At 74.2% G+C, this 13331-nt stretch carries 13 protein-coding genes; 3 read left to right on the plus strand and 10 right to left on the minus strand.

What is annotated here, in order from left to right:
- Positions 1-24 precede the first annotated feature (24 nt).
- Positions 25-1017, plus strand: a complete 993-nt coding sequence (locus ACFWP2_RS29345) for an alpha/beta hydrolase (protein ID WP_380456907.1) — start codon at positions 25-27, stop codon at positions 1015-1017.
- A gap of 44 nt (positions 1018-1061) precedes the next feature.
- Here ACFWP2_RS29345 and ACFWP2_RS29350 read toward each other — a convergent pair whose 3' ends face one another.
- From ACFWP2_RS29350 to ACFWP2_RS29395, 10 genes are all read right to left on the minus strand, one after another.
- Complete coding sequence (locus ACFWP2_RS29350; protein ID WP_380456909.1) at positions 1062-1670, minus strand: response regulator; 609 nt, start codon at positions 1668-1670, stop codon at positions 1062-1064.
- Entirely contained in the window at positions 1667-3046 is a 1380-nt protein-coding gene (locus ACFWP2_RS29355) for a histidine kinase (RefSeq protein WP_380456911.1), read from the minus strand. The genes ACFWP2_RS29350 and ACFWP2_RS29355 overlap by 4 nt, the downstream gene beginning before the upstream one ends.
- A gap of 16 nt (positions 3047-3062) precedes the next feature.
- On the minus strand, positions 3063-3476 hold the full coding sequence (locus ACFWP2_RS29360; RefSeq protein WP_380456913.1) for a hypothetical protein: 414 nt from the start codon (positions 3474-3476) through the stop codon (positions 3063-3065).
- A gap of 70 nt (positions 3477-3546) precedes the next feature.
- Positions 3547-4134 (minus strand): GNAT family N-acetyltransferase, encoded by a 588-nt coding sequence (locus ACFWP2_RS29365; protein ID WP_380456915.1) that lies wholly within the window; start codon positions 4132-4134, stop codon positions 3547-3549.
- Between the two features lie 16 nt (positions 4135-4150).
- The gene (locus tag ACFWP2_RS29370; RefSeq protein ID WP_380456917.1) at positions 4151-5086 is read right to left on the minus strand and encodes a class I SAM-dependent methyltransferase; all 936 of its coding nucleotides are present in this window, start codon (positions 5084-5086) and stop codon (positions 4151-4153) included.
- A 132-nt stretch (positions 5087-5218) separates the two neighbouring features.
- Complete coding sequence (locus ACFWP2_RS29375) at positions 5219-5674, minus strand: Pycsar system effector family protein (RefSeq protein WP_380456919.1); 456 nt, start codon at positions 5672-5674, stop codon at positions 5219-5221.
- A gap of 155 nt (positions 5675-5829) precedes the next feature.
- Positions 5830-6783: a hypothetical protein gene (locus tag ACFWP2_RS29380; RefSeq protein WP_380456921.1), complete on the minus strand. Its 954-nt coding sequence runs from the start codon at positions 6781-6783 to the stop codon at positions 5830-5832.
- A complete protein-coding gene (locus ACFWP2_RS29385) occupies positions 6767-8932 on the minus strand; it encodes a hypothetical protein (RefSeq protein WP_380456923.1) in 2166 nt (721 codons plus the stop codon). The genes ACFWP2_RS29380 and ACFWP2_RS29385 overlap by 17 nt, the downstream gene beginning before the upstream one ends.
- Complete coding sequence (locus ACFWP2_RS29390) at positions 8929-9864, minus strand: hypothetical protein (RefSeq protein WP_380456925.1); 936 nt, start codon at positions 9862-9864, stop codon at positions 8929-8931. The genes ACFWP2_RS29385 and ACFWP2_RS29390 overlap by 4 nt, the downstream gene beginning before the upstream one ends.
- Positions 9865-9998: 134 nt before the next feature.
- Positions 9999-10691 (minus strand): Crp/Fnr family transcriptional regulator, encoded by a 693-nt coding sequence (locus ACFWP2_RS29395; protein WP_380456927.1) that lies wholly within the window; start codon positions 10689-10691, stop codon positions 9999-10001.
- A 493-nt stretch (positions 10692-11184) separates the two neighbouring features.
- On the opposite strand from ACFWP2_RS29395, the gene ACFWP2_RS29400 reads away from it, so the two are divergent.
- Both ACFWP2_RS29400 and ACFWP2_RS29405 read left to right on the plus strand, forming a co-directional pair.
- A complete protein-coding gene (locus tag ACFWP2_RS29400; RefSeq protein ID WP_380456930.1) occupies positions 11185-12915 on the plus strand; it encodes an ATP-binding protein in 1731 nt (576 codons plus the stop codon).
- Complete coding sequence (locus ACFWP2_RS29405) at positions 12912-13319, plus strand: roadblock/LC7 domain-containing protein (protein ID WP_380456932.1); 408 nt, start codon at positions 12912-12914, stop codon at positions 13317-13319. Before ACFWP2_RS29400 ends, ACFWP2_RS29405 begins: the two co-directional genes overlap by 4 nt.
- Positions 13320-13331: the final 12 nt, after the last annotated feature.

Below are 13331 nucleotides of genomic sequence, written 5' to 3' on the forward strand. Positions count from 1 at the left end.
GCGCCCCGTGGCAAGGGGGTGCCGATGGTGGGTGGATCCGAGGCTCCGCGGGTGCCGCCGCTGGACCCGCAGGTGCGGGCGGCGGTGGCGGCGGCCGGCAGCGGGGCGCGGCAGGTGCTCCTCCCGGAGCGCCTGGCGGCCTGGCAGGAAGCCGACGCCGCCGCCCGGCCCCGCCCGACGCTGGACCGGTTGCGGGACGGCGGCCGGTTCGAGGTGACGGAGCTGCGCGTGCCGCGGCCCGGCGGCGGGGGCGAGGTCACCCTCGTCAGCGCGAGGCCCGCCGGGGTCCGCGAGGAACTGCCGTTGCTGTACTACCTGCACGGCGGCGGGATGGTGACGGGCAACGCGTGGTCCGTCCTGCCCCGGCTGCTGGACGGCTGGGCGCTGCCGCTCGGGCTGGCGGTCGTGTCCGTCGAGTACCGGCTGGCGCCGCGCACCCGCTTCCCCGGAGCCGTCGAGGACTGCTACGCCGGACTCGTCTGGGCGGCCGGGCACGCGAGCTCGCTGGGTGTGGACGCGCGGCGCGTGGTCATCGGCGGCAAGAGCGCCGGCGGCGGGCTCGCCGCGGCCCTGGCCCTGCTGGCCCGCGACCGCGGCGGTCCGGCCCCGGCCGGTCAACTGCTGCTGAGCCCGATGCTCGACGACCGCGGCGACACCTTCTCCAGCCACCAGATGGCCGGCCACGACACCTGGGACCGCACCTCCAACGCCACCGCCTGGCAGGCCCTGCTCGGCGACCGGTACGGTGCCGCCGACCTCTCGCCGTACGCCGCCCCGGCACGCGCCACCGACCTGTCCGGCCTGCCCGCGGCCTACCTCGACGTGGGCTCCGCCGAGACGTTCCGGGACGAGGCCGTCGCCTACACCGACGCGATCTGGCGGGCGGGCGGACAGGCCGAACTGCACGTCTGGCCCGGCGCGTGCCACGGGTTCGACACCCTCGCCCCGCGGGCCGCCGTCAGCAGGGACGCCCAGGACGCCCGCACCCGCTGGCTGCGGCGCATCCTCCAGGGGTGAAGCCGGTCCACCCGAAGACCGGGAGGACCGGGCGTCCTGTCAGGTCAGAGCCAGCCGCGCTCGTCGGCGGCCCGCAGGGCCTCGGTACGGTTGCGGGTGCCGGTCTTGGCGATGGCCGAGGAGGAGTAGTTGCGGACCGTCCCCTCGGACAGGTAGAGCTTGGCGGCGATCTCGGCCACCCCCGCGCCCGAGCGGGAGGCGTTCAGCACGTCGCGCTCCCGCGCGGTGAGCGGGGAGGCGCCCGCCGCGAGGGTGGCGGCGGCCAGTTCCGGGTCCACCACCCGCTCCCCCGCCGCGACCCGGCGGATCGCGTCGGCCAGCACCTCCGCCGGGGCGTCCTTGACCACGAAGCCGAGCGCGCCCGCCTCCATGGCCCGGCGCAGGTAGCCGGCGCGGCCGAAGGTCGTGAGGATGACGACCCGGCACCACGGCGCCTGCTGGGACAGCACGGCGGCGGCCGCCAGGCCGTCCAGCCCGGGCATCTCGATGTCCAGCAGGGCGACGTCCGGCCGGTGCTCCCTCGCCGCCTCCGCGACCTCGTCCCCACGGCCGACGGCGGCGACCACGGCGAAGTCGTCCTCCAGGTCGAGCAGGGTGCGCAGCGCGGTGCGGACCAGTTCCTGGTCCTCGGCGAGCAGCAGGCGGATCGTCATGTCGTCCCTTCGTGGCCGGAGTCGGGCCGACCGGAGTCGGGACGGCTGCCGGAGTGGTGCCGACCGGAGTCAGGCCGGCTGCCGGACTCAGGTCTGCCGTGGCCCGGACCCCGCGGCGGGACGGTGACCAGCAGCCGCCACCCGCGCGGGTCGAGCGGGCCCGCCTCGACCGTACCGCCCGCTGCGGCGACGCGTTCCCGCAGCCCGGTCAGGCCCTTGCCCGAACCACCGGGTTCGCCGAGAGCACCGGCCCCGTCGTCGCGGATCTCCACCGAGGTCGCGGTGAGCAGCACCGAGCAGCGCTCGGCCCGGGCGTGCCGGACCACGTTGGTGATCCCCTCGCGCAGCACCCAGCCGAACAGCTCCCGTTCCCCCGGCGCGACCGCGTCCGTCGTCGTCGGCAGGTCGGCCACCACCCTGGCGGCGCGCAGCAGTTCGCGGCCGCGGGCGAGTTCGCCGGCCGGCGTCACCTCGCGGTAGCCGCTGACGGCGGCGCGGACGTCGGTCAGCGCCTGCCGGGACAGCGACTCCACCGCGGCCATCTCGGCCACCGCCAGGTCCAGGTCCTTGCCCGCGAGCCGCTGGGCGAGGCGGGACTTGACGGTGATCGCGGTGAGCGAGTGCCCCAGCAGGTCGTGCAGGTCCCGGGCGATCCGGTTGCGCTCGGCCTCCGAGGCGAGCCGCGCCACCTCGGCCCGGGCCGCGACCAGGGCGTCGTTGGTGGCGGCGATCTCGGCGAAGGCGCCGCAGGTGAGCGAGGTGAACAGCAGGGCCAGGGCCTGGAACGCGCCGGGACCGGTGTGCCAGGGACGCACCGCCCAGGGCACCACCAGCGCGGCCAGCGTGCCGGCCGCCACCGCCCGGGCGGCGTGCTCGCGCCACTGGATCGCCACCGCGGAGACGACCACGGTGGCGAGGAAGAAGGCGTCCCCGTGGGCGAACGGCAGCACGGCCAGGAACAGCGCCGTCATCACCGCCAGCAGCGGCGCCGTCCACTGCCGTCGGCCCGCCCCGGGGGCGAGGGCCAGCAGCGCGCAGCAGAGGCAGAAGGCGACGACCACGGCGTATCCGGCGGCCGCGGCGGCCCCGGAGACGGTGTTGCCCACGGCGACGGCGGTGAGCGCGGGGAAGACCATCATCCCGCTGCCCAGCAGGAGGCGCCGCCAGCCGCGGCCCCAGCCCTGGACGGGGCCCGGTGCGCCCGCCGGGCCCGGGGAGGTGGCCGCGCGGTCCACCGCTGCGGGGGCGTGGTCGCGGTCGTGGTCCCGCCCGCGGTCGGGGTCGCGCTCGTTCCCGCGGTCGCGGTCGCGCTCGCGGTCCTGCTCGCCCGTAAGGTCGCGCTCGCGGTCTTCGCTTGTGCGATCGAGGCCGGTCACCCTTGCGTCCCCCTCCTCAGAGCCTGGCGAACAGGCTACGCAGGTGCCGTCCGTTGACCACCGCTGCCACCCCCAGCAGTGCGAGCCCGCAGACGCCCTGCTCCACCTTCATCCACACCGGGAAGGTCCCCGGCAGGGCGATGATCGTGGCGATGGCGACGAGCATGACGGCCGACAGGATCCGCAGCCGCCGGAACGCGCCCCGGGAGCCGTTGGCGGCCCGGACGGTCAGCAGGAGCGTGAGGGCGGCGCTGGCCACGACGATGGTGCCGCGGACCAGCACCGGCGCGTTGACCATCGTGTGGTGGTCACGGAGGGCGACGGCGGCCGCCAGCGTGACGACGCTGAGGCCGAGGTAGGCGAGCACGAGCCGCCGTACGGTGCGGAAGGCCCGACGGGTGTCGGGGTGCTGAAGGTCGGTGGAGGTCATGGCATCCATGCTGGTCGCGGACCTGCGGCAGGGGGCAGTGAGTTCGCGCACCGGCCCACCATGACAATTGTCAGCGCCCCGCCGCCTCCGCCCGGTCCCCGTCCAGCAGGCGCACCATGTGCAGCTTCGCGACCGCCCGTCCGTCGACCACGACGGCCCTCGGCTCCCGCCCCCACACCTCGAAGCCGCAGGCGGTGTAGAGGCGCAGGGCGGGCTCGTTGCCCTCCGAGACGGTCAGCAGCACCTGCCGCAGCCGCCCGTCCTGCCGCGCCATGCGCAGCACCTCCCGCACCAGGGCGCGGCCGATCCCCCGGCCCGCAGCGCTGGGGGCCACCGCCATGCCGTACAGCGTGCCCTTGTGCCGCTCCTGACCGCGCTGCGAGACCTTCAACCCGGCGGTGCCGACCAGCGCGCCGGTGGCGTCGAAGGCACCGATCAGCGTGCCGGGCCCGCGCTCGGCCCCGGCCAGCCGGTGCAGCGTCGCGGACAGCGGCTTGCCGGCCTCCTCGGCGTGGCTGGAGGTGAAGGCGCTCGGCGTCTCGCGCAGCGCCGCCAGCCGGAAGGCCCGGTACGGTTCGGCGTCCGCGACACCCAGGCGGCGCAGCACCGCGGGCCGGGCCGCAGACCGGGCCGCGGACCGGGCTGCGGAAGGCGCCACGGGAGGCCGGCCGTGCTCAGCCGAGGCGGACACGGGTGCACCTCGTCACGTACGGCAGGGCGATCTCCTCACGACCGGCCAGGTCCGGGTGGGTGGCCAGCAGTTGCTCGACGTCGGCCAGCAGGCGCACCCGCTCCTGCTCCGGCAGCGCGATGACATAGCTGCGCGAGGCGACCATGTCGACGATCCCGGCCCGGGTGGTGACGTGCTCCCAGCCGATCTCCAGCCGCTCGGGCGCTCCGAACGGCGCCGGGAGGACCGGCCTGGTGTCGATCCGCGGCGGCTTCGCACGGTGCATCAGCACGCCGAGGGCGGCCGCCCACGGTTCGGACTCGTCCCGGACGTTCCACACCAGTGCGAGGGTGCCGCCGGGGACGAGCACCCGGGCGATCTCCGGCACCGCGACCACCGGGTCGAACCAGTGCCAGGCCTGCGCCACCACCACGGCGTCCACACTGGCGTCCGGCAGCGGGATGCGCTCGGCCGAACCCGCTCGGACGGCCGCCTTCGGCACCGTCGCGGCCAACCGCGCCCGCATCCCCTCGTCGGGCTCGACCGCGACCACGTCCAGGCCCGCGTCGACCAGCAGAGCGGTCGACTTGCCCGTCCCGGCGCCCAGATCGAGCACCCTGCGGGCCTCCCGGGGCACCGCCGAGCCGATCAGCGCCCGCGGATAGCCCGGCCGGCCGTGCTGGTACGCGTCCGCCGCCACCCCGAACGACCGCGCCCGCAGCCGCCCCGCCCATCGCCTGGTCGCGCCCTGCCGCGTCATCCCGCAGGCCCGCCCGATCTCCTCCCAGGTCGCCTCCCGCCCGCGCCGCAGCTCCTCCACCAGCTCCGTCCGCCGCTCCTCCAGCGCCTCGATCACCCCCGACAGCCGCCGCAGGCCCTCCAGCCCGCCCCCACCGGCCACATCCTCCGCCACCCGCTGACCAAGATCGTCCGTGTCCATGGCCCGGCACTGTACGGACCCGCGCCGCAGCCCGTCAACCATCATTGCCCCATTACGCAACACCTGTTGCCCCCGACCGCGCCACCGGCCCCGGCCGTGGTGGTGCGGCCGGGGCCCGTCAGCGGCCCCCCGTCACAGCGGCCCGAGGGTGAGCGCGAACTGGGGCAGCGCCAGCAGGAGCAGGGCCGTACCGGCCTCGATCCAGCGGTACTTCACGCGGATGATCGTGCTGGTGCCGGCCAGCGCCGAGAGCAGCGGGCCCGCCGGGTCGTGCCCGGCCCGCTCGAAGGCTCGACGCAGCCGCTCCGGCCCCGCCCCCGGCGCGATGTGCTCGAAGTACCCCGGCCCGGCCGCACCACCCCGCCGCCCCTTCCGGTGCCGCGGCACCAGCGCGGAGACGAAGCAGCCCACCGCCAACAGGGCACTGGCCACGGCCCCCCACCGCAGGAACGGCACCGTCCAGCCCAGGGAACCGGACCCGGCACCGCCGTCCAGCGGGATGAAGGTGGCCAGCACCGCCCCGGTGAAGGCCAGGAACACGGCGGCCTTGGTGTCGGCCCGGACGAGCTCCGCACTGTTGGCCGCCATCAGCCGCTCCATCGCCGCCAGCGAGGACGGGCTGGACACCGCTGTCGGCGCGGCGGGCCGACGGGACCGTCGGAGGGCCGTCCGACGAGGGCTTCTGGCCACGGAACGCCTGTGCGGCCCACGCCGGACGGGCTCGCCGCGCACGCCTGCCCGGGTCATCGCGGCACCCCGTTCGGCACGGCTCCGGACCAGCCGTTGACGTGGGAGTGGAGCTTGGTGAAGCCCTGCCCCGGGGGCTGCGGCGGAGGCCCGGGGACCTGCCGCCCCAGGGCCACCAAGCGGTCGCGCAGCACCTTGGAGAGCTCCTCCTGTTCCTGCGTCGTCAACTTGCCCAGCATCAGCGCCATCTGGTCCTGCCAGGTGGTCTCGCCCCGGAGCAGCTCGGCGTGGTCGACCACCCAGTCCAGGACGTCGCGCACCTCGTCGGGCTTCCTGGCGAGCCAGAGGGCGGCGAGGGCGACCGGGCCGTCCTGCACCTGGCGCCGGCAGAACGCGTACTCCTCCTTGCTCTTCGCCGTCCAGTCGAAGGGCACGTCCGTCGCGTCGGGCGCTCCGAGACGCAGTTCGCCGCCGCGCTCACGGGCGAGGACGTCCGTGACGCGGTAGCCGAGGCCGAAGTGGGGCAGCACGTACGGCGCCGCGAGGTATTGCACCAGTTCTTCCGGGCCCAGCCTCGCCTGCGCGGCGGCGAACTGGTCGTTGAGTTGGCGCAGGCGGCCCTCCAGGTCCTTGCGCACCGGCAGCCACCCCTGGCCGGTCCGGGTGCGGACGACCTGCGCGGCATCCTGGACCCACCACAGGACGTGGATCTCCACCGATTCCGTGCCGTACGGGGTGCGGAGGCCCACCGCCCGGACACCCGGCCGCTCGTCCAGCTCCACCAGGTACGCCCGGTCGAACCCGCGCAGCCCCAGCCGGGGGACAGCGCCGATCGCCGCCCCCACGCCAGCGGATTCCGGACGGCGCTCACCCAGCTGGTGGTGCATCCCGGCCCGGTCCACCAGGACCAGGGCCCGGTCACGCCGTCCGGACCAACGGTGCCGGAGGATCTCCCGCCAGGGCGCGCGGGTGGCCTGGGTGTAGACGGGCGGGTCAGCGTCGAGGGTCATCGGGTCCTCCGGACACGGGGTCGGTACGGTACGGGTGCGGCTCGCCGTGCCGCCAGGCCTCCAGGGCGCGGTGGGCGATGTCGCGGCCGACCAAGTCGGGGTCGTCGCTGCGATCGATCTCGACCATCAGCCGCAGCTCGCCGGGACGCATGTCCTGAGCGAGCCTCGTGACCAGCGTCTCCACGGCCGCGCGGAGCGGCTCATCCCAGACCGCCCGACGACACCATCCGAGCAGCCTCGTGCACGACCGCTGGAAGAGGCCCTCGTCATTGAGGCAGCGCCGCACGAAGGCCATCAGCGGTTCACCGAACTCGCCTTCACCGAGCAGATGTTGCTGGAACCACGAAGGTTCTCGGAGCAGGTCGAGGAAGGCCGTGTGCGCGAGCTCGGCGTCACGCTTCGACTGGTCCGCCCACTCAACGAGCTTGCGGAACACGGCCGTCTGGTGTCCGCCCGCGAAGAGGCTCCCCAGGGCCCAGCGCACCGTCGCGGCGACGGTGCGCTCGTCCCCGTCCTCCCCGCGGTAGCAGCGGCTCAACAGTGAGAGCGCGAACTCCGGCCGGGCCGCTCCGAAGTCTCCGCCGCAGGCGGCGGCCGCGGTCGACCGAAGTTGCCAGCCGCCCTTGTAACTCCAGCTGTCGAGGCGGTGCTTCACCTCGCCGACGAGGATCGGGTCCTGGGCCGCGATCCCCAGCGCGTACGCGGCGATGCTCTGGCTCTGGGTGTGCTCGGACCTGGCCAACTTGCGGATGTGCAGCAAGGCCTGGCGGCCCCCGCTCCACCCCGTGGCGAGCCCCACCGCGCGGCCCATGGGCTCGGCCAGGTCGGATGCGCTGCCGGGGACCTTGTCGATCCACTCGGTCAGCAGTACCGACACGTCCCCGTACTGCCGCCACACGTGCCGCAGCACCGTCTCCGCCTGCCGGTGTCGTTTGAAGCGGACCGGCTCCACCGTGTAGGTGTAGCTCGACGTCCTCTGTGTCCCGCCGGGTGCGCACTCGGCCCGGACGGCCGCCAGCAGTTCGTCGAGGGAGCGCCGGAGGACGAACCTCGGGTTCGGCCGGGGCGCCTGAGCGTCGCTGTCCCCGTTCGGCCGCAGCACCGCGTCCAGCCGGCCGTCGGCCAGCTTGAGCAACCGGTCGGTCTCATCCCGGATGATCCGGTGGTCGAGGCCCTCCAGGACACTCGTCACCAGCAGGAACGCCAGCGTGTCCGGGTCCTCGCGGAGCTCCTTCAGGAGGTCGGGGACCTCCGTCTCCGCGAGGAAGCTGAGCCGCTGGCCGAGGTCGGCCGGGTCGGGCCCGTCGTCACCGGACCGGCTCACCTCCTCCACGAGTTCGGCGACCTGGGCGGGCATCAGCTCGGGGGCCAGCAGGTCGTCCAGATCGGCTGCCAGCCGGTTCAGAAGCTCCCGACGCCGCCCTTCGTTCGGCACTGCGGCCGCCAGCCGTGCTTCGAAGACAGCGCGCGGCGACGGAGGCGCGTAACGCATCGGGCTGATGTCCAGGTCACGGGCCAGCTGGCGGAGCATTTCCGCGTCGTACGGCAGCATCACCACCATGCGAGCGTCGGCCTTCTCCAGCCGATCACGCAGCTTGGCGATCGCCGTCGGCCCCAGCCTGACCACGGGCGACAGGCCGTGCACCAGGTACCCGCGCGCCTCGCGGTGGGTGGGACGCCAGGACGACAGGTCCGAGTCGCTGTCAAGGGCGCGCAGGGCCATGGTGTTCCCGCTGCTCTCGGACAACAGGTTGAGGGCCGTGGTGCGGCGTCCGGTGCCGGGTTCGCCGGCGAGGAAGAGCAGGCGGGTGTTGAGTGTCCGCAATGCCTCGGGGAAGCAGTCCGGCTTCGCGAACCCGGTCTGAGCGGCCAGGATCTCCATCGCGGAGATGGGTCCGTCCTGCGCCTCCACCCGCTCGCCGCCGCCCGGCGCGGCTCCGCCCGCGCCGTTCTCGACACGCTGGCCCCCGTGCACGGACCCGGTGTTGACGTTGCTGCCCGGTGCGAAGATGAAGTTCGGTCGACCCGCCCCCCAGGCGGCGATCCGGTCCGCCAGATCGCCGTCGAGGTCATCGAGGTCGAAGTCAGGGTCGAAGCCGGCCGAGACGCCGGACGGCCCTTCGATGGCCGGGCGCTCGTCGGGGCTCACCGGTGGTGCCCGTGCTTGTCGCCGTGGATGGTGTCACCGCTCTTGTTGCCCCGGACGAAGTCGCCACCGAAGTCTCCGTAGGAGTCGCCTCCCGCGTTGTTGACGCTCTGACCGCCGTACACCGTTCCGCTGTTCAGGTTGCTGCCGTCCCCTCGCTGCGTCACGACCGTCCTGGGCGCCCCGCGCCCCTCCCTCGGCCGCTCCGCCTTCCGGTCGTCCCGCCCCTCCTGCTCCGCGACGACGGCGTCGCCGAGGATGCGGCGGTCGTACAGGTTCCCGGAGGGCGTGGGCACGTACAGCCACGCCTGCTGGTCGAAGCGCTTGCCCTCGACGGTCGCCGGCACCTCGATGAAGTGGTCGGGGTGGCGCCCGGTGTAGCCGCTCGCCACCGCGTCCTGGTAGCACCGGTCGGACAGGATGGCGGCGACGTGGGTGATGCTCTCGCTGGAGGCGGCCAGCATGGCCTTCACCGGGCGGGAGTCGAGCAGCCGGTGGGTGTCGTTGCGCGGGGTGCCGTTGCCGTCGAACTCGCCGCCCGCGTCGGGGAGCGGGCCGATGTTGAGGCTGACCCGCAGCCGGACGCGCACCGTCCCGGCCGAGTGCACGTTGAGATCCGTGAGCCGCCCCTGGAGGATGTTCAGCCAGGGGTGGATCAGGAAGGGCATCCAGGCCGGGTCGAAGCCGAACACGTACCCGTCACCGGTCGAGTTGGGGAACCGCCGGTCCTGCCAGACCTCGCCCAGCCCGGCCCGCTCGAAGGACTGCTGGAGCACCTGCGCCACGGACCTGCTGATCATGCCGTGCTCGATCGCCGGGTACCCGGTGAAGTCCTTGGCGTCCACGGCGACGATGCCCCGGTACGGCGGGAGGCGCCGGCTGCGACTGTACGGCAGGGCGCTGGCCTCGGGCATCGGCTGGTCGAACTCCGTCATCTCTGCTCCTCGTCGGTTCGGTGCTGACCTTGCGCCATCAAGCTTCGCGACACAGCGTCGCGCCGTGTGCTCACTCAGTGCAGAAGGAGAGTGACGGAGGTCACATCGATGGGCGGGCAGGGGCCGACAGAGCGTCAGCCGTGCAGGGAGGCGACGGCGCGGCGGAGGGCGGGGAGGTCGTCGAGGGCGATGGACTTGCGGCCGGCTTCGACGTGGTGGGCGGCCAGGGCGACCAGGGCCGCGGTGACGGTGTTGCGGGAGACGCCGAGGTGCTGGGCCAGTTCGTCCCGGGTGAGGGCGAGTTCGATCCGGCGGCCGGCGGTCGGTGCGGGGCCCGTGGAGAGGTCGGCCAGGGCGACCAGGGCGGCCGCCAGCCGGGGTACGACGTCGCCGCCGGTGCGGGCCAGGTCGGACTCCCGCAGCCGGCCCATGGCGTAGCGGACCATCACGGGGAACAGCTGGCGCTCGGCGACGAAGCGCAGGAAGGCCGCCTTGGCGACCACCGCGACCGTGCAGTCCGAGATCGCCTGGACACTGGCCGAGCGGACGCCGTCGTCCAGGACGGCGACTTCCCCGAGGAGTTCGCCCGGGCCGCGGAACGCCAGCAGCCGGACGTCCCCGTTGCGTTCCCGGCGGCTGACCTTGGCCACTCCGGCGAGCAGGGCGAGGACGTGGGTGCCCGGCTCGCCCTGGCGCAGCAGGGTGGCGCCGATGGGGTGCCGGCGCTCGAACGCCTCCGCCAGCATGCCCGTCCAGACCGCGTCGCCCATGAGGTGGCGCAGGGTCCGGCCGAGCGGGCCCGGCGCTCGGCTGTCGTGATCGCTCATGCGAGGAGCCTAAGAGCGGTGGCGCTCCGCGCGGCGAGGAATCGGGACCGCACGGTGCGGCTCGCCGGACCCGGCCGCGGATCCCCGTCCGAGTGATTGTCGCGTCCCTGATTGACGGGTTCCACCGCACGTAGCACGAACTCGCCGTGAGGTGGCGGGACTTGGCGCGGAAACCCTTCGCATGAGCGAATCCAGGGCTGGTCGGCGGCGCGCGGGCGGCGGGGCGAGAAGCCTGGTGGGAGGGCGGCCGCCGCTCCGGGTTGCGACTGGTGTGCGAGATGTCGGTGTTGCCCGGATGATTGCGGCAAGTCGGCTGCGGGACGGTATTTTTGACTTTCGGTCAGGATGTCCTGAACTTGGCTATGCTGCACCACCACGCCCGCGGAGCCGGTCCCCTGTCTGTCCCCTTGCTGTTCCGATCGTTTGAGGATGCTGAATGCTTCGAGCTGGATCGTCACTCGCCAGACGGCGCCGAGCGCCCCTGCTCGGCTGGTTGTTGCCGACGGCCGTGATGGCGGCGGCCGTGGCGGTCGCCGCGGCGATGGTGTCCGCGGAGGCCCGGGCCGGGGTGCTGTGGTGCGGGGCGACGGGCACCGTGCTGGTGGCCGTGGTGGCCGCCGAGTCGGCACGCCGCGGGCGGGTGCTCAACGAGTCGCGCGACCGGCACGCCCGGCAGGTCGAGGAGTTCCAACGCCGGCTGGCCGGGCAGGAGGACGAACTGGACCGGCTCGCCCGGGGCGAGATGCGCCGGGTGGTCGCCGGGGCCCGGTACGGGTACTCCTTCGACGTCCTGACCCGCCCGCTGGAGGAGAGCGACGCGCCCGTCTCGCCGAGGTTCCGCCGGTCCCTGATCGCCGTCGCCGAGGCCGTCGCCAAGGCCGTCGACGACGAGGTCAGCCGGCGCGACTCGGCCGAGCGGGCCTTCGTCAACATCGCCCGCCGGGTGCAGGCCATCATCCACCGGCAGGCCAAGGACCTGCGGGAGATGGAGGACCGGCACGGCAACGACCCGGCGGTCTTCGACGACCTGCTGCGCCTGGACCACGGCAACGCCCTGACCGGCCGACTGGCCGACAGCATCGCGGTCCTGTCCGGCGCCCGCCCCGGCCGCCAGTGGACCCGGCCGATCGCGCTCTACAGCGTGCTGCGCGGCGGCATGTCCCGGATCCTGGAGTACCAGCGGGTGGACCTGCACCCGGTGGCGCAGATCTCGGTCACCGGACCGGCCGTCGAACCGCTGATCCACGCCGTCTCCGAACTGCTCGACAACGCCACCCGCTACTCCCCGCCGCACACCCACGTGCACCTGAGCGCCTCCGAGGTGCAGAGCGGGATGGCGATCGAGATCGAGGACGGCGGCCTCGGGCTCACCGACGAGGCCCGGATCCGCGCCGAGCGCTCGATCCGCGAGGCGATGGTCTCCAAGGACTTCGACGACCTCACCGAGTCCCCCCGGCTGGGCTTCGCCATCGTCGGCCGGCTCTGCCAGGCGTACGGCTTCCAGATCTCCCTGCGCCGCTCCGCGTACGGCGGCGTGCGCGCGGTGCTGGTCGTGCCGCAGGAGCTGCTGACCACCGCGCCGCCGACCGGGCGGGCGCACGGCATCGGCGCCTTCGGCGGCCCCCGCCCGCTCCCCGCGAACCCGCCCCGGCACGCGGCCCCGGGCCGCCCCTGGGGCACCCGGACGACCTCGGCCGGCGTCGGGCCGTCCTACGGTTCGACCAACCCGTGGGGGCCTTCCGGCCCGGGCGCCGGGGACGACGAGGTGATCGTGACCGAGTGGACGCCCAACGGCCTGCCGCAGCGCCGGCGGAGCCGGCCGATGATGCCGCGGGGCGGCTTCGGCGGGGCCTCGCGCGCCGCCGCGAAGCCCGCCGGGCCGATGACGCAGCCGGCCGGGCCACTGGCCGGACCGCCGGCCCAGGCGACCCGCCCGGCCAAGGAGCCGAAGCAGCCGGGCCTGTGGCTGGAGGCGTTCATGGAGGGCATCAAGGGAGCCGGGCCGAGCCCGTCCGCTCCGGCGGCTGCCGGGCCCGCCACCGACGGCGGACACACCACGTCCGGCGGCCTCGACACGGACAGCGGACACACCACGTCCGGCGGCCTCACCACGGACCACGGACGCGTCACGGACCACGGATGGACGGGCTCCGGACAGGCGGGTGCCGGACACACCAGCGCCGCAGACACCAGTGAAGAGACGGCAGGGAAAGGCGAGCAGTGACTCCGCACCGCAACAACTTGGACTGGATCCTCAACGACCTCGCGCACAGCGTCCCGTGCGTGCGCCACGTCATCGTGCTGTCCGCCGACGGCCTGCGGATCGCCCAGTACGGCACCGATCCGGACACCGCCGACCGCCTCGCCGCCGCCTGCGCCGGGCTGCAGAGCCTGGCCGGCGCGATCGGCCACGAGTTCCCGCACGGCGACGGCTCGATGCGGCTGGTGGTGATCGAGGTGGACGGCGGCTACTTCTACCTGATGGCGGCCGGCGACCGCGCCTACCTCGCGGTGCTCGCCGACGAGGGCGTGGACGCCGGGCTGGTGAGCCACCAGATGCGCGACCTGGTCGCCCGGATCGGCGAGCACCTGTCCACTCCACCGCGCAACCCCGAGGTGGTGGCGTGAACCGGCCCCCGG

Origin of the sequence: Kitasatospora sp. NPDC058444 (assembly GCF_042721415.1) — a bacterium.
Lineage (GTDB): Bacteria > Actinomycetota > Actinomycetes > Streptomycetales > Streptomycetaceae > Kitasatospora.

What these genes read in the sequence shown, in the direction of transcription:
- ACFWP2_RS29345 (WP_380456907.1), top strand. Translation starts at nt 25, where the DNA reads ATGGTGGGTGGATCCGAGGCTCCGCGGGTGCCGCCGCTGGACCCGCAG.
- ACFWP2_RS29350 (WP_380456909.1), bottom strand. Translation starts at nt 1,670, where the DNA reads ATGACGATCCGCCTGCTGCTCGCCGAGGACCAGGAACTGGTCCGCACC.
- ACFWP2_RS29360 (WP_380456913.1), bottom strand. Translation starts at nt 3,476, where the DNA reads ATGACCTCCACCGACCTTCAGCACCCCGACACCCGTCGGGCCTTCCGC.
- ACFWP2_RS29370 (WP_380456917.1), bottom strand. Translation starts at nt 5,086, where the DNA reads ATGGACACGGACGATCTTGGTCAGCGGGTGGCGGAGGATGTGGCCGGT.
- ACFWP2_RS29375 (WP_380456919.1), bottom strand. Translation starts at nt 5,674, where the DNA reads ATGGCGGCCAACAGTGCGGAGCTCGTCCGGGCCGACACCAAGGCCGCC.
- ACFWP2_RS29380 (WP_380456921.1), bottom strand. Translation starts at nt 6,783, where the DNA reads ATGACCCTCGACGCTGACCCGCCCGTCTACACCCAGGCCACCCGCGCG.
- ACFWP2_RS29390 (WP_380456925.1), bottom strand. Translation starts at nt 9,864, where the DNA reads ATGACGGAGTTCGACCAGCCGATGCCCGAGGCCAGCGCCCTGCCGTAC.
- ACFWP2_RS29395 (WP_380456927.1), bottom strand. Translation starts at nt 10,691, where the DNA reads ATGAGCGATCACGACAGCCGAGCGCCGGGCCCGCTCGGCCGGACCCTG.